The 23,166-nt window shown below is 44.7% G+C and carries 19 protein-coding genes and 1 pseudogene; 11 read left to right on the top strand and 9 right to left on the bottom strand.

Annotated features, from left to right (window positions below; translation table 11 throughout):
- Positions 1–107: 107 nt before the first annotated feature.
- The gene (locus JO375_RS15555) at positions 108–521 is read left to right on the top strand and encodes a hypothetical protein (protein WP_229525318.1); all 414 of its coding nucleotides are present in this window, start codon (positions 108–110) and stop codon (positions 519–521) included.
- Between the two features lie 785 nt (positions 522–1,306).
- Entirely contained in the window at positions 1,307–1,585 is a 279-nt protein-coding gene (locus JO375_RS15550) for a DUF6809 family protein (RefSeq protein WP_229525317.1), read from the top strand.
- 120 nt (positions 1,586–1,705) lie between these two features.
- Here the strand turns inward: JO375_RS15550 and JO375_RS15545 are convergent, their stop codons facing one another.
- Positions 1,706–2,377 (bottom strand): DUF1232 domain-containing protein, encoded by a 672-nt coding sequence (locus JO375_RS15545; RefSeq protein WP_229525316.1) that lies wholly within the window; start codon positions 2,375–2,377, stop codon positions 1,706–1,708.
- Between the two features lie 136 nt (positions 2,378–2,513).
- Here JO375_RS15545 and ytaF point away from each other — a divergent pair, with 136 nt between their 5' ends.
- A complete protein-coding gene (gene ytaF, locus JO375_RS15540; protein WP_229525315.1) occupies positions 2,514–3,134 on the top strand; it encodes a sporulation membrane protein YtaF in 621 nt (206 codons plus the stop codon).
- Between the two features lie 206 nt (positions 3,135–3,340).
- On the opposite strand, the gene JO375_RS15535 is transcribed toward ytaF, so the two are convergent.
- Positions 3,341–3,589 (bottom strand): hypothetical protein, encoded by a 249-nt coding sequence (locus JO375_RS15535; protein ID WP_229525314.1) that lies wholly within the window; start codon positions 3,587–3,589, stop codon positions 3,341–3,343.
- Positions 3,590–4,243: 654 nt separating this feature from the next.
- Between JO375_RS15535 and JO375_RS15530 the strand changes: the two genes are divergently transcribed.
- Both JO375_RS15530 and JO375_RS15525 read left to right on the top strand, forming a co-directional pair.
- A complete protein-coding gene (locus JO375_RS15530) occupies positions 4,244–6,241 on the top strand; it encodes a methyl-accepting chemotaxis protein (protein ID WP_322098745.1) in 1,998 nt (665 codons plus the stop codon).
- A gap of 144 nt (positions 6,242–6,385) precedes the next feature.
- Positions 6,386–8,983 (top strand): response regulator, encoded by a 2,598-nt coding sequence (locus tag JO375_RS15525; RefSeq protein ID WP_229525312.1) that lies wholly within the window; start codon positions 6,386–6,388, stop codon positions 8,981–8,983.
- Positions 8,984–8,988: 5 nt separating this feature from the next.
- On the opposite strand, the gene JO375_RS15520 is transcribed toward JO375_RS15525, so the two are convergent.
- On the bottom strand, positions 8,989–9,681 hold the full coding sequence (locus tag JO375_RS15520) for a response regulator transcription factor (RefSeq protein ID WP_229525311.1): 693 nt from the start codon (positions 9,679–9,681) through the stop codon (positions 8,989–8,991).
- A 542-nt stretch (positions 9,682–10,223) separates the two neighbouring features.
- On the opposite strand from JO375_RS15520, the gene ectB reads away from it, so the two are divergent.
- Positions 10,224–11,486, top strand: a complete 1,263-nt coding sequence (gene ectB, locus JO375_RS15515; protein ID WP_229525310.1) for a diaminobutyrate--2-oxoglutarate transaminase — start codon at positions 10,224–10,226, stop codon at positions 11,484–11,486.
- Positions 11,487–11,583: 97 nt separating this feature from the next.
- Here the strand turns inward: ectB and JO375_RS15510 are convergent, their stop codons facing one another.
- From JO375_RS15510 to JO375_RS15500, 3 genes and pseudogenes are all read right to left on the bottom strand, one after another.
- Complete coding sequence (locus JO375_RS15510; protein WP_229525309.1) at positions 11,584–12,102, bottom strand: NAD(P)H-dependent oxidoreductase; 519 nt, start codon at positions 12,100–12,102, stop codon at positions 11,584–11,586.
- 169 nt (positions 12,103–12,271) lie between these two features.
- Positions 12,272–13,393 carry a GGDEF domain-containing protein gene (locus JO375_RS15505; RefSeq protein ID WP_229525308.1) on the bottom strand — a complete coding sequence of 374 codons (1,122 nt, stop codon included), beginning with the start codon at positions 13,391–13,393 and terminating at the stop codon, positions 12,272–12,274.
- A gap of 110 nt (positions 13,394–13,503) precedes the next feature.
- A pseudogene (locus tag JO375_RS15500) lies at positions 13,504–14,289 on the bottom strand (glycosyl transferase); the annotation flags it as partial.
- 217 nt (positions 14,290–14,506) lie between these two features.
- Between JO375_RS15500 and JO375_RS15495 the strand changes: the two are divergent.
- Positions 14,507–15,241, top strand: coding sequence for a thioesterase II family protein (locus JO375_RS15495; protein ID WP_229525307.1), 735 nt, complete (start codon positions 14,507–14,509; stop codon positions 15,239–15,241).
- 18 nt (positions 15,242–15,259) lie between these two features.
- On the top strand, positions 15,260–16,114 hold the full coding sequence (locus tag JO375_RS15490; protein ID WP_322098743.1) for a sugar phosphate isomerase/epimerase family protein: 855 nt from the start codon (positions 15,260–15,262) through the stop codon (positions 16,112–16,114).
- Positions 16,115–16,192: 78 nt separating this feature from the next.
- Here JO375_RS15490 and JO375_RS15485 read toward each other — a convergent pair whose 3' ends face one another.
- Both JO375_RS15485 and JO375_RS15480 read right to left on the bottom strand, forming a co-directional pair.
- Positions 16,193–16,561, bottom strand: a complete 369-nt coding sequence (locus JO375_RS15485) for a DUF423 domain-containing protein (protein WP_229525305.1) — start codon at positions 16,559–16,561, stop codon at positions 16,193–16,195.
- Positions 16,562–16,650: 89 nt separating this feature from the next.
- Complete coding sequence (locus JO375_RS15480; RefSeq protein WP_229525384.1) at positions 16,651–16,866, bottom strand: hypothetical protein; 216 nt, start codon at positions 16,864–16,866, stop codon at positions 16,651–16,653.
- On the opposite strand from JO375_RS15480, the gene JO375_RS15475 reads away from it, so the two are divergent.
- The 3 genes from JO375_RS15475 to JO375_RS15465 all read left to right on the top strand — a co-directional run bounded on the left by JO375_RS15475 (position 16,845) and on the right by JO375_RS15465 (position 21,666).
- Complete coding sequence (locus JO375_RS15475; protein WP_229525304.1) at positions 16,845–19,841, top strand: glycoside hydrolase family 48 protein; 2,997 nt, start codon at positions 16,845–16,847, stop codon at positions 19,839–19,841. The genes JO375_RS15480 and JO375_RS15475 overlap by 22 nt on opposite strands.
- A gap of 240 nt (positions 19,842–20,081) precedes the next feature.
- A complete protein-coding gene (locus JO375_RS15470) occupies positions 20,082–20,585 on the top strand; it encodes a ferritin (protein WP_229525303.1) in 504 nt (167 codons plus the stop codon).
- A 106-nt stretch (positions 20,586–20,691) separates the two neighbouring features.
- On the top strand, positions 20,692–21,666 hold the full coding sequence (locus tag JO375_RS15465) for an aldo/keto reductase (protein WP_229525380.1): 975 nt from the start codon (positions 20,692–20,694) through the stop codon (positions 21,664–21,666).
- Between the two features lie 267 nt (positions 21,667–21,933).
- On the opposite strand, the gene JO375_RS15460 is transcribed toward JO375_RS15465, so the two are convergent.
- Complete coding sequence (locus JO375_RS15460; RefSeq protein WP_229525302.1) at positions 21,934–23,157, bottom strand: tyrosine-type recombinase/integrase; 1,224 nt, start codon at positions 23,155–23,157, stop codon at positions 21,934–21,936.
- Positions 23,158–23,166: the final 9 nt, after the last annotated feature.

Raw genomic sequence — 23,166 nt, 5'->3', positions numbered from 1 at the left:
ACAAAGCAAGGACTTTTTTTGAGTTCAACAGCGATGTACATCAACAATAATGTAAAACCAAGATTTTTTTGTAATCTATATCAGTTTATTTATTAGGGGATTATAGTATGGAAATAATTTTGAAATTGTTATTAAGTACAACTATTTTATATGTTATTAATTTTGTTTTTAAAACACTAACCTCAAATCATTTTGATAAAATCTTTGTACCTAAACATCAAAAAGCCTTACAAAGTATTTGTGTATTTCTTTTGTTCCTTATCGTTTTTATTTTTTACGGTTTTCTCATTGCAACATTTTACGAAAAAATAAAAAAACTGAAATATATAGTGTTTATTTCTGATTTTTTATTTTTAATATATTTTATAGGTCTAGTTTTTATTCTTTGCATATGTTTAATAAAATGGATAAAAGAAGGGAAAGGAAAAGACTATTTCAATCTTTCTGAACAGAAATCTACCGTTTTAAATTTTTTTAGTTGTCCTGTTGAATATGGTAGTTTATTCTATAATGCTATGTAATATATTGTATGGGAATAAAACGGAAAGAATTGGTAATATAATTAATTGTATTTTTATGTTTTTTGGGGTAGCATACATACTGCTAAACTCACACTTATATTTAATAGGACAAAAAAAGAGAAAATGGAATTACGTTCTTTCTCCAACTCCAGAAGATATTGAAAAAAGATATTTAAATGTACTATATTCATTAACTCCTTCGCAACTTGTTCTTGCTGAGCATACTGATAACTACAAATTCCTAATAGTGTTTATTTATACGACATCAACAAAAAAACCTTTATTCATTTTGAAAGAGTAGTGAACTTAAAAAGTAAGTAGATTGTTCAATTTACAAGCTAATAGCAATAAAGTGACTTGTGATTGATTTGGGTGGATTTTCATCTTAAACATTTCTCGTCTAACCCCATCGTGTGATGCTGTTGGTTATATTTAGAGTTCTTCTTACCAAGCAGAGATGTCACTACCCCGTCCAGTACTGCCTATGGCAATCAGACCAAAACCGGCAACCAGGCGGTGGTATTATTTACGATGGGTGCTTGATTTTCTTCACGTGTTTTAGAGCTCTATCCTGCGGGGTAGGGCTTTTTTTGGTTCGTTCTATTTAATAAATAATCTGAGCTTGTTTGGTGGGAATTAGCTATTAGTTTCTCAATTATTCCTAGTGAAATATTCTCTAAAAATCAATATTGATATTCCAAAAGGATATTCTAGTTTTGGAGAACAAAATGCATCTACCAATCCGAAATTTACGCCAAATCTTTATAAAGAAGGAGAAGATGAATATGAGCATTTTGGAGGATTTATATTATGGCAAATGGTATCCAAGTGAACGAGTCAAACCGAAAAATCCTGAACTTGAACTAACCCATCAGAAGATATCTGCTTCTATGGAAACTCTAAAAACAAGATTATCAGAACAATATTATAAATTAGTTGAAGAACGATCTGATTTTAATGATGTTCTAATTTCCATATTTTCCGCTTCGGATTATATTTCTGGGTACAAAATGGGAGCTTTGATGATTTTAGAAATATTTGATAGGAAAAACTATCGAAACTAAGGCATAGCTATGTGAGGCTGTCCCCAGTGCAGAACTCTTTTCTGCAAAGGTAGACATCCTCTTTTTGCTGATCATGACAAAGTTTATTCTACTATCAATTTTACACTAATTTATTACAGGTCAAGGCTGGGGCTTGTTGTTCCGCGTATCCTGGAGGCGATCCAGTACGATTTGTACGGCGATTGCATCGTCCAGATAGCCTAAGGGAAATACATAATCGGGAATGATATCTGTAGCGGAGACGAAGTATAACAAACCGCTGCCGAGGATCGAACGCTCCTCCGTGGTGATGTCATCACTGCTGTAGAGCTGATACATCCGCTTGAGCTCCTCAATGAATGGTCCCGCTCCGTTAACGCTTTTTACTTTACTGGGAAAGTCATTGTGGATAATCCGCGCTCCTTCTTCGGTTAGGACATAGGGCTCGTATTTGCTCAGTTCTTTCTGAACCTGCTCGGCAGTAAACTGGTGGTCCATGAGGTTGGAGGATTGAAGGATTTCTTTAATGCTGTTGATGGAGGAGTAGATATCGTTCGGCTGGTTATGAAAAATGGGAACAGTGGGGGCGCCATAACCAGCGGCTTGGAAGAGTGGAGCGGAGGGAACATCAAGATGAAGGGCAAAAGCCTCGAGATGTTCAGGCTTGGCTCGTTGCTTCCCGTTAACGATTCGCGATATCGTGGCCGTATCTATGCCGGTAGCGGCGCTTAGCTTGCGCATAGACAAAGAATGTTCTTTCAGCAAGGAGACCAGTGTCTCGCCCAGTGTGGCGTTTCTCTTCTCATCGGACATTTGCAGTTCACCTTACCTTATGTTGATGTTGATTCAGAATGTTGAGGGGATCTCAACATTTTTTTAGATGGATGGGCACCTAATTGCAATATGCTCAATAGTATGATTGTAAACAGACAACAAGGAGTGATATAAGATGGTTACTTGGATTTTAATTTTTGGATTCGCCGTATCATCTAGTCTGGATAATTTGGGGGTTGGAATATCTTATGGGATTCGAGGGATTCGTATTAACCATTTATCAAATTTAATTATTGCGGTCATCTGCTTCATCCTTAGCATGTCAGGGATCATTTCCGGTCTGTGGATTGCGGAGGTACTTCCAGGCATATTACCCGTCCTGATCGGAGCGTTATTGCTATTCATTGTCGGTACCCGCATCATTCTGCTGGCTGTACCGCGTAAGAACCAGGAATCCAACCAGAACAGTGAAGAAGCCGGGGAGACTGCGTCAAGCGGATCACTCGAAGGAATTCTACAAAATCCCGAAACCGTGGATAAAGACAAATCAGGTTCTATAGGAAACCTTGAGGCAGCGGTGCTGGGGGTTGCACTTGCCGCTAATGCCGTTACAAATGGGATTGGTGCAGGTATGATGGGACTGTCACCAATTGCGATCTCTCTAACTGCGGCAGGCGGCGGTTATATCACGATCTGGCTTGGTGTAACCCTGGGGAAAAAAATGTTGGCGATTCGCATCGGCTCTTTCACATTAGGTCAGTTCAGTACGATTTTAAGTGGATTATCATTATTTTGATTGCTTGCAATTCGTTCTTTGGGTAAGTCAGTGCACCGCTATTTCAAAGTCATCCTTCCACAGGTTGCAGTGGAGAGATGGCTTTTTCTTTGAACAACGATATCGGTCGCGATGGCGTAACATTGCTTTTTGTAGAACAGGAATAGCGATTATCAAAAAAAGCGACCACGCTTGGTATGCATGATCGCTGAACCATTTTTATTTTATTAACGATGCCACCACGATTCTACAATTTGATGAGCATGTTGCGGTTGATATCCTCTTCCTATGAGGTAGGAAACGGCTGCTGCCTCTCTTAAAGCATGTTCCGTAGAAATGGTCTGCGCTTCCCACAAACCGTTTCTTACCCAAGGCTCAACTACCGATAATGTTTCCTGTTTTAAATTGTGCATATAAGACGGTTGCGGATAATGAATACACATATGAGTCGAATGCGGATCATGAGTATACGCCATTATTTCTCCTCCTTTTTTCTAACAAGAATGCATTAGCATATGCCCATTTTGATTTCTTGGTGAGCCCAGAATTCTCAACAATTAATGCATTTATTTCAGATTACAATGCGAAGTCTGATCGATTATGTTGGAATATACTGAATTTGTAAAAGGAGTGATTTATCTAATATTACCCATACAACCGGCAATAAGAGGTTAAACTGATCGTAACCACTGATAACGGGACTTGGAATACTTATGTTGATTATTTATAAATTAACTGATCTGACATAAAAACAAACTTAATCCTCTTGAGGGTGGAACAGGGTGATTTTTGAAAAGTGACCTGATGATGCCACCTTTAAGGGGATTATTGCATGTTAAGAGGTAAGCATTATGAGTTGAAACTAACATTTTCTTAACATTTATAGCGTAAATTTTCTAATATTTTTTATGTATATTAAATTAAAGATTCGGTCCCTGGGAGTCTTGCTGTATTCAAAACTAAGTACATAGACCTATTTAGTATTGTGTTGATATCTTTTTATGTCGAAGCCTTTTAGGAGGAAGATGATAAAGAGCAGGAAAAGAAATTGGTCGGGAGCGCAACGCAGACAAAGGTGAAGCAGTTCACAATATACAGGTATCTAGGTGATGAAATGGAGATGTTGAATGATGAAGAAGTTTTCGAGAAAATGGCTCGTGGGAGGAAAGCTCGGCAAAAATTTCAAAATGAAGCTGATAGTAGCCTTTATCGCTTTTTTGATCATACCATCCTTGATTGTGGGGGGGTTGTCGTATGTGAACTCCAGCAAGCAGATTCGCAACCAGATTGAATATAGCGCCGAGCAGGCTATCATCCGTTCTAATTATGTTATTGATAGTGCAATTAAACCTAAGGTACACGACGCAGAATATTTTGCTGACAAACTAAAGGGCACTCGAGTAGAGACAGAGGAACAAGCAGCAGAGCTGGAGGATTTTTTCAAGCAATATATTGAACTCCATCCTGAAACAGAATCCATTTATTATGGCTCAAAGGAAGGTAAATTTACTGCCTATCCGCAGAAGGAATTACCCGATAACTATGATCCTCGTGTGAGATCTTGGTATGAGGAAGCCAATAAGGAGCAAGGCAAAACAGTGATCAGCCCGCCCTATCTCTCTGCATCCTCCAAGCAAATGACAGTCACGGTGTCCAGGGCCACACCAGATGGTTCGGGTGTTATTGGCATTGATCTGAAGATTAGCGATATTAAAGAGACGCTGAATAATATTAATGTAGGCCGTGACGGTTATGCTATATTGCTGGATAGCAACCAGACTTATATTGTCCATCCGACGATCGCAGCGGGTACCAAAGCGACAGATCATGAATCACGTATGTATCAGGCAGACAGTGGTAAATACGAGTATGAGTATCAAGGACAGATGAAATATATGATTTTTGCGACCAACAAGCTGACAGGCTGGAAGATAGGAGGAACGCTGTACTTATCTGAAGTGGATGAAGCGACACGGCCGATTCTGATCAGCACCTTGCTTACGATTGCCGGGTGTCTTGTAGCGGGTATCATCATTGTCTATTTCTTGATTCGTTCCATCATTAAGCCTATTATAAAATTGAAGGAACAAGCAGTGAATGTGAGCGGTGGAGACCTGACGCAGGACATTCAGGTAAAAAGTGAAGATGAGATTGGTGAATTGGGACGGGCTTTCCGGAACATGCAGGATAACCTGCGTTCGGTTATTCGGAACGTAGGGGACAGCGCAGATCATGTTGCCAGATCTTCGAACGAATTAACGGTAAGCGCAGAACAAACCAGTGCTGCAAGCGAGCAGGTGTCCCAGGCTATCCAGGAAATTGCCAGCGGAGCGGAAAAGCAGACTACAGGTCTGGAAAATAATTCGGTGGCGCTTGATGAAATTGCACAAGGGGTTGCGCAAATCGCGGAACGTTCTGTTTCGGTAGCGGATTTGGCCAGACGGTCCGCAATACAAGCAGAGGAAGGACGGAAGTCCGTTGAGCAGACAGGTGAACAGATGAATTCCATTTACCAATCGGTGGAGCGGTCTAATCAGATGATTCAGACCTTGCAAGCTCGTTCCCAAGAAATCGGTGAAATTACGAAGGTTATCGGTGAAATATCTAATCAGACGAACCTGTTAGCCTTGAATGCAGCGATTGAGGCAGCCAGAGCAGGTGATCATGGCAGGGGTTTTGCTATCGTTGCTGATGAAGTGCGCAAGCTTGCAGAGCAATCACAGGCTTCTGCTACACAGATTGCCCTATTGATCGGTGAGATTCAGCATGAAACCGAAACTACAGTGGAGACAATGAATCAAGTCACAACGGATGTACGGGATGGACTGCAGATTTCCGAAGCGACCATTGTCAAGCTGGGACACGCGATGGAAGGCATTCAAGAGACGACGCCTCAGGTGGAGGAGGTCGCAGCAATTGCACAACAGATATCAGCCAGTGTACAGGAGATTGCAGCGACAGCCAACGAACTGGCAACGATTGCAACCGGTAATGCTGCTACATCTGAGGAAGTTGCCGCTTCCTCGCAAGAGCAGTTGGCTTCCATGGAGGAAATATCAGCTTCCGCTCAGCAGCTATCCAGAATGGCAGCTGATTTGAAGGTCATGGTCAGTCGTTTCAAATATTAAAACGAATTTGCCCCCAATGGAATCTATAGTACAATGAATACTCGGGACAGTTCTTTAAGCCTTAAGGCATAAGGAATCTGTCCTGAGTTTTTTCATATTTTCAATCTGGTTTGCAAAGCGGGAAAGATTACAGGAGGGACACAATTGGTTCGAGACTTGGTGCTGTACACCATTGTAATATTATTAATCATTTTAATTTTTCAGCCACCTGTTACATCCGTGCGGCTTCATCTGATTACTCAGCCCATTCGGCAGACGATCACGCGTGTTTTTTATGGGGTGGCCGGAATTCTGTTTTTATATGTTGGTATAAACCATAGAATGCGCATAACTTGTGTACTGGAGCTGGGAATTGGGCTGTTGTTCATTGCTATGATTGTGCGCGTTTGGCTCATCAAGGATACAGATGAACAACGTTTTCGGGAGCAAAACCATGATCTCCTGAATGTGCTTCGGGTTCAACCCGGTTTTACCTTCAAACTGGAGAGAAGCGGTGACGTTTTTTATTACAGGCTGCTAGGAGGAGACTTGCTGAAACGCATGGGTCTGGATATGCAGGTCAGCTACAATCGAAGAAAGCCAGTAGAGCGGCTGGGGAATATTTTTGAGCTGTCTGCTGAAACGCTGGAGCAGCTTGATGAATATTACAAACAGGCATGGTTCGGTGACCAGACGGTATTTGAGCTGGAGTTTTGGGAATATTCGGCTTTAGTTACCTTGCATCCGGTCAGGGCAGCCGGAGTTACCCGGCATGTCATCGGGCACGTCATGGATATTACAGAGTACAAAGCTTCCGAGCACAAAAGAAAAGAAATGGACGAGGCTAATCATGCCAAAAGCGTTTTTTTGGCTCATATGAGCCACGAAATTCGCACGCCGCTGAATGGAATCATCGGTCTGTCCAAGCTGTTGAACAAGACAGAGCTGACTGTGGTCCAAAAAGACTATCTCCACAAGCTGCTTGCCTCCTCGCGTACCCTTTCCTCCATGCTCAATAACGTACTGGATTTTTCCAAAATGGAAGCAGGCCGTTTGCAACTGGAGAGACTGGAATTTGAACCGGAAAAAATGCTCCGGCATCTTGCAGATACGGTGGGGACTTTGCTGGAAAAGAAAGAAATTGAGGTTATTTTTATAACGGACCCTCTATTACCCAAAAGTGTTAAAGGCGATCCATTCCGGATAGAGCAGGTACTGTTAAACCTTTTGACCAATGCTGTCAAGTTTACGGATCGGGGGCATGTATTGTTACAGGTACGAATGCTGAGTCAGCAGAACGAACGGATAGGAGTTTCCTTTATTGTAGAGGATACTGGCATAGGTATTCCCGAGTCGTCGGTGGACAAGCTGTTTGTTCCTTTTACACAAGTGAATGCATCAACCAGCCGCCGATATGGAGGCTCCGGGCTGGGCTTGGCCATTAGCAAGCATTTGGCTGAAGCGATAGGCGGGAGTGTAGAGGTGGAGAGCCGGCTGGGCGAATACAGTCGATTTTACTTTAATCTTGAGCTGGATATCGGGAAAGGACACGCGGAAAGTACGCGGATAACACAACAATTCAACGGCAAAGCCTTAATGGTTGTACAGCACGAGCTGTTGAAATATAGTCTGAATGAAATATTACAAAGCATGGGAATTGAAACATACACGGTATCATCCTTCCGGGAATGTGTGGATGCTGTTCACAATGGTGAACATTACGATTGGGTAATCGTCGACATGGGGATGAATGGAATTAGAGGGTTGGAGTCATGGCGACAATGGCTTCAACTACTGGACAGACAGATCACTCGGGTCATTGGACTTACAACCGTGTTTCAGATGGACGAAATCGCGGCTGGGGACGCGGATAGCAGTGTCGATGCGTTCTTGTCCAAGCCGGTGACCCGGGAAGCTTTGCTGGAAGTTATTGGATCGAGGCTGGAGGAGGAGAAGCCAGTCTCCATAAATGGGCATACAGTGGATACACATACGTTGATGGGCCCTCGTGACGAAGGAGAGGCTGTAGTACAGAGGTTTCAAATCCTCATAGCGGAGGATAATGAAATCAACCGGATGGTGATTGCCGAGTTTTTGATAGAACGCAGTTTTGAAGTAACGATGGTTGCCAACGGAAGGGAGCTGTTAGAATCACTGGAGCTGCGTGCCTGGGATTTGGTAATGCTTGATCTGAATATGCCGGAACTGGATGGTTTTGAGACAGCCAGGCATATTCGCCGAAAGAAAGCATTTAACAGGCTTCCCATTATCGCCTTTACCGCTGATGCTGCTCAGCATAAACTGGAAGATTGCCTTCGTGCCGGGATAAATGCTGTACTGCTCAAGCCTGTTCATGAACTGAATGCCGCAAAAGTGCTGAACAGCTGGATTCACTTAACGTGGCTGCAACAACTGCACGGTATTCAAGCGGAACAGGCGATCGCAAGTATGGATGGGAAGGTATATATTTTTCAATTTGCCCTTTACAAATGGATTCAGGAATACCAGAATCTCGATAAAAGAGTGATGATGAAAATGGATAAAGGACAGTTGTCTGCTGCGCTTCGATTAATCCATTCGCTGAAGGGAGGAGCAGGGAATCTGTACGCATCCGGACTGCTAGCAAAGATTATTGAGCTGGAAAAGCAGCTGAAGCGCAGCCGTGCAACCTCAACAGGGGAACTGTATCCAGACTGGCGAGAGTCATTGAGTCTGGTTCAGAAGGAGATTAACCAAATCAAGTCGTCGGTTCCCTGGAGCTGAGCGTGTTATTGCATAAATTTATAACCAATTCCCCAGATGGTCCTGATCAATTTTGGATTTTTGGGGTCTTTTTCGATTTTCCTGCGCAAATGGTTGATATGTACGTCTACAGCCCTCTCATTAATATAGGAGTCTGTGCCGCGGAGAGCCTGAATCAAGGCATATCTGCTAAATACAATTCCCTGGTTTAGATAAAAAAGCTTCATCAGCTCAAATTCCGAAAACGTTGTCTCCACAATCTGTCCATCAACGGTAATCATTCTCCGCGCGAGATCCAAAACAATGTCTGTTTCAGGCTCGGCTTCAGGCGCAAGACCTTTTCCCTGTAACCGTGTAATTTCAATACGACGGAAAAGAGCCTCGATTCGTGCTTTTAGCTCCTGCATACTAAAAGGTTTGCAAAGATAATCGTCCGCTCCTAACGTAAGTGTACGAATGCGCTCTGAGATGTTGTTTTCTGAAGAAATCACGATCAGTGGCACATCCGTATGCTTGCGTATTAGCGGGCAAGGATTCACGCCGTCCAGGTCTGGAAGCAGCAGATCCAGTAAAATAATATCAGGCTGTACGATATCCAACTGGGCAATTCCCTCAGTGGCTTGAACCACCCGGGTTACGTGATAACCTTCTCCTGTCAGATACAGGGAAAGGGTGTCGCCCAGCATATTGTCGTCTTCAATAATTAAAACATTAGACATATTGATGTTTCCTTATCTTTAATAAATTTGCACGTTCTTTCTGATAGAGTAAACCCCTTTGGACAGTCTGTCAAAGATTAGATTGAATGTGGCAAATCTATAATCAAAGAGCACGAATTTATATCTATTTGATATGGAAATGCACTTTTTGAGGTTTAAAACTATAATACTACAATTTGGAATTATTTTAACAATAAGCAGCAAGTATTTACCATACCATTACAAAAAATTAACAAATCAAACCAGACATGCATTGACTTCAAAAAAATTTATGGTATTTTATTACATAGGAGTGACATCCTCTGATCAACCCCTTAGAGCCCCCCACCCCTTATCTTCTGAATGTAATCCACTTTCAATCTGCTAATCTGCATACTATTTTTTTCGCTCTCTAACCGTTCTCGTAATCGTATTCATGCATTCTTGGTGTGGCATCTCCATTGTGCTTCAGACTGTCTCTCATTAGATTACATATTTACACTTTTTTTGCTCTACATGTTTGTATTTTTTTTCAAATCAGGTCAGCGGGAGGACGAAGATTCATGAACACATTCGAAGCACTGGAGTCCAATGTCAGATCTTATTGCAGAAACTTTCCGGTTGTTTTCAACAAAGCAAAAAACGATGTACTGTACACAGAGGAAGGAGAGGGATATATTGACTTTTTTGCTGGAGCAGGGGCCTTGAACTATGGGCATAACAACGATTTTATGAAAAGCCGGATTCTGGATTATGTAACCTCCGATCGGATTATGCACGGTCTGGATATGTACACAACGGCGAAGCAAGAATTCATAGAGTCTTTCTCCGAGCGTATTCTCCAGCCTAAAGGCTTGAATTATAAGCTGCAATTTTGCGGACCAACGGGGACCAATGCAGTAGAAGCGGCATTGAAACTTGCACGCAAAGTCAAGAAAAGAAATGGGATTTTTGCTTTTATGGGCGCGTTCCACGGTATGTCGCTAGGTAGTCTGTCAGTTACCAGCAACAACGCCATGCGCGAGAGTGCTGGTGTGTCTCTCGATAACGTTATCTTTATTCCTTATAACAGTACCTTCAATGGATTAGATACCATTTTATATATGGAGCAGCTTTTAACAGATACCCATTCCGGAGTAGATAAGCCGGCTGCCATCATTATGGAGACAGTCCAGGCAGAGGGCGGGATTAACATTGCAGATACGGAATGGCTGCGTGATTTGCGGCAGCTGTGCGATGATCATGATATTTTGCTGATTATTGACGATATACAGGTGGGCTGCGGCAGGGTTGGTTCATTCTTTTCATTTGAGCGGGCAGGTATCGTTCCAGATATGGTTGTTTTGTCCAAGTCCATCAGCGGTTACGGACTGCCGATGTCCCTGCTGCTGCTCAAGCCGGAGCTGGATATCTGGGGACCTGGTGAGCATAATGGCACCTTCCGTGGCAATCAGCTTGCCTTTGTTGCTGGCAAGGCCGCACTGGAGTTCAGAGATACGGTAGGGCTGGAGGCAAAGGTAAGGGAAAAAGAGGTTTTTGTCCAACAATTTTTGCGGGAGCATATTCAGTCAGCCGATCCTCTCATAGACATTCGCGGCTTGGGTCTGATCTGGGGAATTGATGTGTCCCACCTCGGGGAAGCGTTCGCCAAGGACGTAACTGCTCTCTGTTTTAGTAAAGGTCTCATTATTGAACGGGCCGGACGTAACGACACGGTAATTAAAATTATGCCTGCGTTAACCATAAGTTTGGAAAACCTGCGCAAGGGCTGCAACATTATTAAAGAAAGTATGGCGCAGGTGTCCAGTACACTGGTCACTTCGTAAATATAAGCTGAACAGTAAAGCCTCTTGGCTGGAGCTGCCTTCTGCAGTGGAGCAGAATATGGCAGCTGCCGACCAAGAGGCTTTTTGGGCAGAAAGCTTAAGAAATAACCGCTTGCACGTATTTTTGTGCCGATTGCTCCAGCTGCTCATCGGTCAGAACTCCGGCGCCATATTGTACAAAATAAGGCAGCAGCTTGGTACCAATCATATGGCTTGTAGCCTCGAGAGGTCTCAACAGCTCTTCTATCGTGTATCTATTCCGCCCGTCATGCTGGTAGTTTTCCTCCACACTGGCAGCAGACAAGGCAATTAACAGCTCTTTGCCCTGCAGCTTGCCGCCTTCACTTCCATAAGCCCAGCCGTAAGTTAAGATCTTATCCAGCCATTTTTTCAACAGAGAAGGGGTGCTATACCAATAAAAAGGAAATTGCAGAACAATGCGATCATGCTGCTCCAGCAGCTTCTGCTCGTGAGCGACGTTGATCTGCTCATCTGGGTATGCTTCATACAGGCTGTGAACAGTCACGCCGGACTGCTTTTGGAGCTCTTGCACCCATCGTTTGCTAATGCGAGACTCTGCAAGATTAGGGTGGGCGATAATCACGAGTGTTGACATAAAAAATCCTCCTCAAAACTAATTTTATGTAAGTAGATTACAAATGTATGTGTAACAATATTAGTTTCAAATTTTAGGATTGTCAACTCCGAAGATTTTTAGACTCTACATGCTAAAAAAACTCCGGCAAACTCATGCCGGAGTCTCATCTAATGAATTGCTATTAACATTAAGCGATATCGTTAAGATCAGTAACAATTTTATTTTTTCCGGAACGCTTGGCTTGATAGAGATAGTCATCTGCTCCCTGGAAGAATGTATCTTTGTTCATTTCTTCCGAATAGCTTTTTAATCCGATGCTTACGGTCACGGAAACGCTTTGCATTTTCTCGACATAGGTCATCTTCTCCACTTCACGACGAATGCACTCGACAATCTGATAAGCTTCTTCAAAAGTATGCTCGAACATTAGAATAGCAAATTCCTCACCACCATATCGGGCTGGAATGTCATTGGCTGTAATCTGCTCCGTAATGATTTGCGAGATGCTCTCCAAAATCTTATCTCCAAACTGGTGTCCGTAAGTGTCATTAATTTTCCTGAAATTATCAATATCTACTACCGCTAAATGGATAACGGCACCTTGCTTGGCATATTCGAGAGCTTTCTCATAAAACGTTTGAAACGATAAATGATTATACAGCTTTGTCAGTCCATCGGTCATTGACATTTTGCTTATAATCGCGTTACTGATCATTAACTCCTGCTGGGCGTGCTGTGTTTTATACAAATCCACTAGCAGATCACGGCCGCTGGCCTGAATGATGAGAGCAATAAAGGTGGACATAATCAAAAATGTCGGAATGGCTACGATGTCAAAGTCCGAAAAGTAGGTACGAAAGGAACCGTCAATAGCTACTAAGGAAAAAAAGACTACAACTTGCAAAACAAAGGAAAGCCATATCAGGCGGCGATTGAAAAACAAGACGGATGAGAAAATAGGCAACAAGCACAATGCCGTAATAATCCGGATTTCATAGTTTAAACGAATAATCATCCAGCAAATAATCGTACTCGCCATAATCAGGATTACGAAAGAAAACCTGTTGTATTTATGATGAGCCAACTCTGCAAGCAAGTTGGAACCGCACATGAATAGCGTGGGAACAATAAGGGTTCCAACGCAAAATTCATAAGGTGTAGCGCGATAGTCGAGAAATAGATAGCTCCCAAGCTGGACGATAAAATGTACTGCAATAATCGCCCAGTAAAGTAATAACATTTTGCGCACCCAGAGGCCTTGCTTTATTTTGTAATCCATATGTTGAGCAACCCGTTTTGCTTTAGTCATGATGTCACCACACTTAATGTATCTTTAGTCATTCTCGTATTATAAGATACTATGTGATGAAGTTGAAGCTAATTTTTAAAGGCTTACGCACTTGTCTGCCCCAATAACACTCCAAGTACAAAGTTATAGCACTTCTCCTCGCCTGGCGCCAGCATAACCTCGATACAATGCGAGGCGATAGGAGACCAGCCGCTGGCAATCGAGTTGGAGGCCTGGCCTGCAACGACTATCTGGGGCTGATCCAGTCCGTAATAGAGCCGAGAAAAGCTTCACGATCTGTATCGAATCCTGCCAGCGGATGGTTCGCAGAGAAAAAAGCATAGTGGTTGCGGAGCTCCCGATATTCCGTTGTATGATAAATGACGGAGCCCTGAACTTCGACCTCGCCTGTGTTCAGGTTACGCTGAAAATTGGTCATATCGTTATAGGCGTTCCGGAAACAAAATTTTACAAAAGGAAAGAGTTTGATCTTTTTAGCCTGTGCTGAGGTGTTGAGAAGCTTGGCTTGATGTACTTCTCCGTCAAAAGCCAAGGGGACAAAAGCCAGTTGTATAGCGCGAATACCGTTCCGTTCTGCCATAATGGAGGTATAGCCAAGCCCATGGCGACATTCATACTGATCCAGATCTCGCTTAACCGGCATCCAGCCCGGAGTCCAATAATCTCCGTTATCATAAATATAAAAATAACGCCCCCGTTATCGACAGGAATATTGTTGTACCGATACCTTGTCAAACGGCGCAAACGAGCATCCGGTAAAATGCATAGCCGCCGCCCGGATTGGAGATCAGCCCCAAAAATCGTTCGCTGCCCAAATAATTAATCCAGGTATAGGGGGGGTGAAGGGTGTGGATGACATATTCCTGACTGGAATCATCAAAGAAACCGTACTTCATAGCGCAGACTCCTCTCAATTTGAAAATAAGACCCAACACTTGATTATATTCAAACATAAAACTGTTCTTTCTGAAGGAGGACATTTCCTGTTCAAAAAAAAGGTGCTTGATTTCCCCGACTGCTTTTCCTGAATTTGCAAAATATTCGAAATGGGTAAATATCCCTTTTTATGCTAAAATGAAAAAGTTAGGATTCAGTAAGGCAGGAGGTTGCAAAATGGCACTGATTACATTATTTTTCATTTCATATGCAGGCGGGTCGGCATCAGTCAGCTTCAAATGGAAGAAGCTGCTGCATCCACAGATTAAGCTTGTTCCGCTGGAGCTGGCGGGCAGAGGGATTCGTACTGGAGAACGACTAAAGGATAGTATCGAGGAGATGAGCGATGATCTGCTCCACCAGATCGGAGAGGAGTTAGTCCCCGGCGACCGTTATGCCATATATGGTCACAGCATGGGGACGATGATTGCGTTCGAGTTGTACTACAAGCTGGTAGCCGGCGGATATGACCAGCCTGCTCATCTGTTCGTTTCCGGTGGACGGGCACCGCATATCCCAAGGAATTTCCCGCGGTCACATGATCTGCCCGCAGATCAGTTTAGGGCGCATTTGAAGCGGTACGGGCAGCTTTCTGAGGCTATTTTCGATAATCAGGAATTGTACGATTATTTTATGCCGGTGTTAAGAGCGGATTTTAAAGCCGTTGAGACGTATAAGTACACGGCCAAATCCGCACCCCTACATTGTCCTGTTACTGCTCTGACGGGACTGGCCGATAATACGTTGGCCTTGCAGGATGTGGAAGCGTGGGCGCAGCATACGGATCAGGATTTTCGTATGTTCACCTTTGATGGGGGACATTTTTTTATTCATGATGAAATGGAACGGATTACACAGATCATCAATGAGAATTTGGAACGCAGTGCAGTGGCAAACAGAATACAACATTAAAAAGAAGAGGTGATGGTAGTGACTGTTGGTGTATTGGCACATTTATTTGGCAAGCTGCCATATCGCCAGCTGGCTGCTAAAGTAGGTGCAGCAGGCTTTACTCATGTGCAGCTGGCTCCGTGGAGAGCGATCAGCGATGTGAATTTTAATAAACCGGGCAAGTTCAGCCCGGGATTAGCATTGTCTATCGCCGAGGAGTTTCGCAAGCATGGAGTATCCATATCGGTGCTCGGGTGCTATTTGCATTTTTTTGTACAGGACGAGCAATTGTTGCGTGAAAATGTAGAGCGCTTCAAAGAACTGATTCGATACGCGGGTCTGCTGGGGGCACCCATCGTCGCCGCAGAAGTCGGGCGCAATAGGGATGGCAGCGCATATACAGAGCGAGACTGGAGAGTTGTCAAAGAGGTTGTACGCGAATTGGCAGATGAAGCAGGACAATGGGGCGTATTTGTAGGCTTGGAAGCTGCGAACGATCATTTGGTCGGCACAGCTGCAGAGCTGGCAGCCTTACTGGAAGAAGTACCTTCTTCCCAAATCGGTGTGGTCATTGATCCCGGGAATCTGCTGAAAACGGAAAATCTGGCACAGCAGGATGAGGTTATTCGCGAAGCTTTCCGACTGCTGGGACCTCGGATTATTGCAGCACATGCCAAAGACCGCCGGTTATCATCGTCAGGTGAGATTGAGACGGTACCGCCGGGGTTTGGTAACATGAACTATGGTCTCTACATGGAACTGCTGGAGCAGTATAAGCCAGGGGCCCACATCATTATGGAAGCCGCGAAGGAGCATCAAATGGCCGAATCCAGATGCTATATCGAAGGCCATCGGTTAGCGGCTCAGAAAGCGCAGGGAGTACAGACGAAGTAATTTTTTCCTTTATATTACAGAAGTTGCTAAGAGACTTGGAAGCGTCTACCTTTCCAAGTCTCTTGTGTTGGTCAGGGCTTAGCCTTGTACAACCGCTACGATGACAAGTACCCAGCTTGCCAAAAAAGCGAGCCCGCCAAACGGGGTGATCGCTCCAAGCTTTTTGATACCAGACAAGCTAAGCGCATACAGGCTGCCCGAGAACAGAAGGATTCCCGCGAACATCACCCAGCCTGCGGCTACGATCAGGGGAGAATGAACGAAATTCCCTGCCACCGCACCTAGCAGAAGCAGACCCAGCCCGTGTGCAATGTGGTATTGGATTCCGGTCTGGAATATGCTCATCATGTCCACGGCAAGTCTTTTTTTCAAGGCATGAGCCCCGAAGGCTCCAAGAGCGACTGCTAAAAACATCATCATACAGCCCATAATCAGCAATGTTTGCAAACTTCAGTTCCTCCCTTCTGAGAAATACTAGTATATTCCATGTGGTTTCGTCAATTTTCATTACTATTATCCAAAAGATACTAATTTTTTCAACTCTCATTTGATGGCGTTTGTGGTATATTTTTGCCATAGGGCCAATGAGAAGCATATAAATGATCGACAGCGTGTCCTCTACCTTTTTTTATACGGGAAAGTGTGGTGATATGCTGTTTTTTTGTGCTGTCCTTTTTTAAAGCAAAGCTTTGTGTAAAGTCAAGACCTATTTTTGGAGAGGATGGATGTAATGATACGCAAGAAATCGGCATTTAGGAAGTCTTTCACAATGGCTATGTCGGCCGTTTTGGTTCTTCCGCTAACTATGGGCTTAGCTCAAGCTAGCCCTGCCGGGGCATCGGCCGTAAAATCGGTCACAGCTTCGGCAGTCTCATCAGAGGCGACACGTTTTCTTCAAATGTACAAGCAGTTGAAGGATCCGGCTAGCGGTTATTTTTCAAAGGAAGGGATTCCTTATCATTCCGTAGAAACGCTGATTAGTGAAGCCCCGGATTATGGTCACCTCACGACCTCGGAAGCGTACAGCTACTGGATGTGGCTCGAAGTGCTGTATGGCCATTACACCGGAGACTGGAGCAATCTGGAATCCGCTTGGGATAACATGGAGAAATATATTATCCCTGGTAAAGAAGCTCAGCCTACGATGGGCAACTACAATCCAAACAGTCCTGCTACCTATGCAGCGGAGTATTCGCAGCCAGACGTGTATCCTGCCCGTCTGACCGGTCAGTATGCCGGTGGTAAAGACCCGCTGGATTCAGAGCTGAAATCGACTTATGGCAACAATCAAACTTATCTGATGCACTGGCTGCTGGACGTGGACAACTGGTATGGTTTTGGCAATCTGTTGAATCCGTCGCATACCGCTACTTATATTAATACGTTCCAGCGCGGAGAACAGGAATCGGTTTGGGAGACTATCCCGCATCCGTCGCAAGACAATCAGAAGTTCGGCAAGCCTAACCAAGGTTTCATGAGTCTTTTCACCAAGGAAGATAAGAATCCTGCTCCACAATGGCGTTATACGAATGCCACTGATGCGGATGCTCGTGCGGTTCAGGCGATGTATTGGGCTAAAGAGCTGGGATATGACAACGAAGTATATTTAAATAAAGCAAAGAAAATGGGCGATTACTTACGCTACGGAATGTATGATAAGTACTTCCAAAAAATTGGTAGTGCTGCCAACGGAAGCCCGACTTCCGGTTCCGGCAAAGATGCAAGCCAATACCTGATGGCATGGTATACATCATGGGGCGGCGGCCTCGGCCAAGAAGGCAACTGGGCATGGCGGATCGGCGCAAGCCATGCGCACCAAGGCTACCAGAACGTGGTGGCGGCATACGCATTATCCGACAAGGATGGCGGTTTGGTTCCAAAATCACCAACTGCAGGACAGGATTGGGGCACCTCGCTGCAACGCCAGCTGGAGTTCTACACTTGGCTGCAATCCGATGAGGGAGCAATTGCAGGCGGAGCGACGAACAGCTGGGATGGTGCCTATAAAGCATATCCTGCTGGCACAAGCACTTTCTATAACATGGCTTATGTATCAGCTCCTGTATATCATGATCCGCCGTCCAACAACTGGTTCGGCATGCAGACTTGGCCTATGGAGCGTGTTGCGGAGCTGTATTACATTTTAGCGAAAAAAGGCGACACTTCTTCCGAGCAGTTCAAGATGGCCAAACAAGCTACGGAAAAATGGGTTAAATGGTCCAAGGACTATGCATTTGTCAATGAACGCCCTATGACTGATGCCCAAGGCTACTATCTGGATGCACAAGGCAAACGTATTCAGAGCAGCAAAAATGTAAAAGTCGCTACCAAGAAAGCCCAAGGCGAATTCTGGCTCCCAAGCAACCTCGAATGGAGCGGACAGCCGGATAAATGGAACGGCTTTGCTAAATATAAAGGCAACAGTGGACTACATGTAGTAACCAAAAATCCGGTACAAGATGTCGGGGTATTGGGTAGCTATGTGAAGGCACTCACTTTCTTTGCTGCCGCAACCAAGGCCGAAAATGGAGACTTTACTGAATTGGGCAAAGAAGCGAAGGGTCTGTCCAAGTCCTTGCTGGATGCCGCATGGAACTATAATGACGGCGTAGGTATTGCGACGAAGGAAACACGTGAAGAATACTACCGCTACTTTACCAAAGAAAACTACATTCCAAACGGCTGGAGCGGTAAAACAGGACAGGGCAACACCATTCCTGGCAAAGATACAGTACCTTCCGATCCTTCCAAGGGCGGCAACGGTACGTATTCCAGCTATGCAGATATCCGTCCTAACATTGTGAAGGACCCTATGTGGTCCTATGTCAAGAATAAATATGAAAACTCATGGAACAAAGAAACGAAGAAATGGGATAACGGCGTGCCTGAATTCACTTATCACCGCTTCTGGTCCCAAGTTGATATGGCAACTGCTTATGCTGAATATGATCGACTAATTAATGGCGGCGGAACTACTGAACCAACGGCTCCTAAAGCTCCGAAGAATCTGAAGGCAACCGGTGGCGATGCTGAAGTTACACTGAACTGGAGCAAAACGTTTGGCGCAGAGAGCTACACACTCAAACGTTCCACTACAAGCGGTGGACCTTATGAAACAGTAGCAACGGTGACAGATGTCACTTACAAGGATACAAATGTAGTGAATGATACAACCTATTATTATGTAGTCAGTGCAACAAATTCCTTGGGTACCAGTGAGGATTCCCAAGAAGTTAGCATCACTCCAACTGCAGCACCTGTACCAGCTACAGGAGATTTGGTGGCAATGTACCGAGTGGGCGATACCAATGCAGGCGACAATCACATTCGTTCAAGCTTCCGTATTGTGAACAAGGGCGAGGAAGCTGTCGATTTGCAAAATGTCAAGCTGCGGTATTATTACACGATCGATGGCGATAAAGCACAGGAATTCCATTGTGACTATGCACAGATGGGCAGCGGCAACGTCACAGCCAAGTTTGTGAAGTTGGATACGCCTGTGGCCGGTGCGGATTATTACATGGAAGTCTCCTTTGGCCCCGGTGCGGGAAGTCTGGCGCCAGGACAGGATACTGGAGAGATTCAAACACGTGTAAACAAATCGGATTGGAGCAATTATAACGAAAGTGACGATTTCTCTTATGATCCGACCAAATCGTCTTATACAGAATGGGAGAAAGCGCCTTTGTATGTTAATGGTAAGCTCGTTTGGGGCTTGCAGCCTTAATATTGGTATGATCGTTCTGTGAAGAGTGGCCTACTTTTTTCATCGCAGAGATGTAAAAATGAACCAGCAAGCTCCGACCCTCCGGAGGCTTGCTGGTTTCTATTTTGGGCCGGTTATGGGCTTGCGGCAATTGGACCGTCATTTTCCCTGTCATTTCTCAGGCAGCGTGTATTCCCGTAGGCACTCTTGTGTTACACTAAGTACGCTACATATCAAATAATGACCGAGGTGACCTGAGACATGAATGACAATTTGGTACAGGCTCTGAATGAGCAAATGAACTTTGAATTTTACTCCGCTCATGTGTATCTGGCGATGGCCGCTTATTGCTCCAGTGAAAGTCTGGATGGATTCGCAAACTTCTTCCTGGTACAAGCGGAGGAGGAACGGTTTCATGCGATGAAGCTGTACAAATATATTAATGACCGCAGAGGGCGAGTTACGTTGGCAGCATTACCTGAGCCTAAAAATAGCTACGAGTCCATGTTGGACGTATTTGAGCACGGCTACAAGCATGAACAGCAAAACACACAGAAATTTTACCATTTGGCCGATTTGGCTCTGGATGCGCGAGAGCATGCAACGATCCATTTCCTGAAATGGTTTATCGATGAACAAGTTGAAGAGGAAGCTCTGTTCGATGGGGTTATCCAAAAGCTCAAGCGTATTGAACGAGACAGCAACGCTTTTTACATGCTGGACAGTGAGTTTGCCAAACGCAGCTTTACAGCCCCTGCGGAATAACAGAGCCTGTACAAGTTTTATTTAAATTTGTACAGTTTCCCAAAGAGTATGAATGCCGTTTACAGCCAAGGTACAACGATCCACAGGAAAAGGACTGATGAACAGGGTGAAATATAATCGCTTGGGAAACAGTAGGCTTCAGGTGTCCGAACTTGGCCTTGGTACCAATTCTTTTGGTAAAAGAGCTGACCAGAAGACTTCGATGAATATCATCCATGCTGCACTCGACCAGGGAATTAATTTTATAGATACCGCCAATATTTATGCTGGTTCGGAATCGGAAAGAATTATCGGGCAGGCGCTGGAAGGTAGACGGCAGTCTGTCGTTCTTGCCACCAAAGCAGGCCTTCCGAAGCACGAAGGACCGGGGGGGAGCGGCTCTTCCCGCCATCATCTGATGCAGGAGCTTGAGGGCAGCTTGCGCCGTCTGAAGACTGATTATGTCGATCTGTACCAGATTCACACATTCGACCCCTACACCCCGTTGGAGGAAACGCTATGCACACTTGATGATATGGTCTCCGCAGGTAAAGTGCGTTATATCGGTGCTTCCAATTACACGGCCTGGGAAATGATGAAGGCGCTGGGGATCAGCGAAGCGCAAAATCTGGTGAAGTATGTCTCGATTCAGTGCAGCTACTCCCTCGCCGACCGTACGCCGGAGATGGAGCTGCTCCCGCTCTGCCTCGATCAAGGAATCGGAATCATTCCCTACTTCCCGCTTGCCGGAGGCATTCTCACCGGCAAATATGCTGGAGGTGGTGCTGTACCTGCCGGCTCCAGAGCCGAAACCGATCCAAACTTCAGCCGCTTCCTTAGCCCTGAGCGAATTGAACTTGGAAACCAAGTAAATGGAATCGCTGAAGAGCTGGGCACTTCGCCCACGGCGCTGTCATTAGCCTGGCTGATGAACAGGCCCGCCGTTTCTAGTGTTATTGTTGGGGCCACGCAGGTAGAGCAGGTGCAGCATAATCTGCTCAGTGTCTCCGTGCATCTGGATGCACCAACGCTGGACAAGCTGGAGCAAGCCAGCCTTTCCTTCCGCAGCGGCGAGCCGTTTGCGTTTTACCGTTTGCCGTAGGCAAGCATGCGTATAAGCCGAAAGCGTACCAGTAGGGGTACCCTTTCGGCTTTTTGTCATGAGCATGTTGAAGCATTTATTTTCCGGGTCAGGCCGAGTTTAGGCCAAAGCGAAATCGTGTTGTATATACTAGGCTCCAATCTTTCGCAAGATTATTGTTATTTTAAATATATTTAGCCAATAGGTAGTTATATAGTCAAATTGCCTTATATGGCAAGAGTTTTCGGGGTTATGGATTCGAGCGAGTTACCCGCAAATTACCCGCATCTAATTGTTTATTGCCCATTCAAAGTCATCAGCAATCTCAAATTGCCTATTCTTTGTGACGTGGAGATAGATCAGTTCTGTAACTTTCGAATTGCTCTTATGCCCGATTCGTGCCTGGATCTCTGGGAGTCCAACTCGCGGATTAGAAGCGAGTAATGATACGTGAGTGTGGCGTAAACTGTGTGGAGTAAGATTTGTCGGCAACTCAGCTTTCCCAAGAACCTTTCGCATAAAGTTGCCCATTCCTGTAACCTGAACTGGGTATCCTGGAAAAGTGGGACACCAGAAAACAAAATTATCCTTCGGGTTGAATTTTTTTGCGGATAGACGTTCATCCTTTTGCCACTCCTGCAATAATCTGAGAGCCTTGGCTACGGTGTCTCCAAAGCTTACGATACGTTCACTCTGTTCATTCTTTGGGGGAATAAAGGAATACTTAAGAACGCTTGTACCGTATATCTGTTTGTTTACATCAATCGTTCTTTTCTCCATGTCAATATCCTCCCATTGAAGACCTGCGGCCTCGCTGATCCGCAAGCCGGTGTAGGACAACACAACGAAGAAAGCCCACATGTTGGTTGTAAGCATGAACCTGGCTAATTGAAGAAATTTCTTTAACTCGTCCTTCTCAAGAAACTTGGGGAGGACTTGTCTTTTTTCTCCGATTTTACGTGCTGTTTTTCGCTCTTTGGGAATAACCGCATCGGCAGTCGGATCGAATTCGATCAAGCCATTGCGCTTAGCGTGTTTAAACATAAGTGATGCTGCCGTATGGATTACAGTAATAGTGTTGCGGCTCTTTCCTTCCTCTTTCAGCCTATACAAAAAATCCTGATATTGGCTTGTTGTTACGTCTTTGAGCGCAAAACCACCGAATTGCTCCAATACTACACTTAGCCCGTAATCGCGGCTCCTGATTGTGTTTTTCGCAGGCTCGCTCTCGATGATGTACGCCTTAAGCCATGTCTTACTCCAAGTACTTACCGTTAAGTCGTCTGTGTATTTCAACTTTTTCTGTATCTTTTTCGCTTCGATTAATATCCCAAAGTCAACTGCCTCCTGAATCGTGTCAAACCTGGGCGACTCTGTCTCTTTGCTGCTTTTCTTTTCCTCCCCATCAACGAATTTGGTAGTGGGAATGTAGTAGCGATAAGAATACTTGCCATCACGTTCTCTGACATTTGGGGGTAACTTCCTCTTGGTGGATTTTTCCTTATTTTTCACAGCTATGAC

It is taken from the genome of Paenibacillus farraposensis (genome assembly GCF_020736845.1).
Classification (GTDB): domain Bacteria; phylum Bacillota; class Bacilli; order Paenibacillales; family Paenibacillaceae; genus Paenibacillus; species Paenibacillus farraposensis.
The sequence above is the reverse complement of the archived record's forward strand: the minus strand, read 5'-3'. Positions and strand labels throughout refer to the sequence as shown.

Bases quoted from the DNA above. Each gene is read 5' to 3' on its own strand.
- JO375_RS15555 (WP_229525318.1), top strand. From the start codon at position 108: ATGGAAATAATTTTGAAATTGTTATTAAGTACAACTATTTTATATGTT.
- JO375_RS15550 (WP_229525317.1), top strand. From the start codon at position 1,307: ATGAGCATTTTGGAGGATTTATATTATGGCAAATGGTATCCAAGTGAA.
- JO375_RS15545 (WP_229525316.1), bottom strand. From the start codon at position 2,377: ATGTCCGATGAGAAGAGAAACGCCACACTGGGCGAGACACTGGTCTCC.
- ytaF (WP_229525315.1), top strand. From the start codon at position 2,514: ATGGTTACTTGGATTTTAATTTTTGGATTCGCCGTATCATCTAGTCTG.
- JO375_RS15535 (WP_229525314.1), bottom strand. From the start codon at position 3,589: ATGGCGTATACTCATGATCCGCATTCGACTCATATGTGTATTCATTAT.
- JO375_RS15530 (WP_322098745.1), top strand. From the start codon at position 4,244: ATGAAGAAGTTTTCGAGAAAATGGCTCGTGGGAGGAAAGCTCGGCAAA.
- JO375_RS15520 (WP_229525311.1), bottom strand. From the start codon at position 9,681: ATGTCTAATGTTTTAATTATTGAAGACGACAATATGCTGGGCGACACC.
- ectB (WP_229525310.1), top strand. From the start codon at position 10,224: ATGAACACATTCGAAGCACTGGAGTCCAATGTCAGATCTTATTGCAGA.
- JO375_RS15510 (WP_229525309.1), bottom strand. From the start codon at position 12,102: ATGTCAACACTCGTGATTATCGCCCACCCTAATCTTGCAGAGTCTCGC.
- JO375_RS15505 (WP_229525308.1), bottom strand. From the start codon at position 13,393: ATGACTAAAGCAAAACGGGTTGCTCAACATATGGATTACAAAATAAAG.
- JO375_RS15495 (WP_229525307.1), top strand. From the start codon at position 14,507: ATGGCACTGATTACATTATTTTTCATTTCATATGCAGGCGGGTCGGCA.
- JO375_RS15475 (WP_229525304.1), top strand. From the start codon at position 16,845: ATGATACGCAAGAAATCGGCATTTAGGAAGTCTTTCACAATGGCTATG.
- JO375_RS15480 (WP_229525384.1), bottom strand. From the start codon at position 16,866: ATGCCGATTTCTTGCGTATCATTACATCCATCCTCTCCAAAAATAGGT.
- JO375_RS15470 (WP_229525303.1), top strand. From the start codon at position 20,082: ATGAATGACAATTTGGTACAGGCTCTGAATGAGCAAATGAACTTTGAA.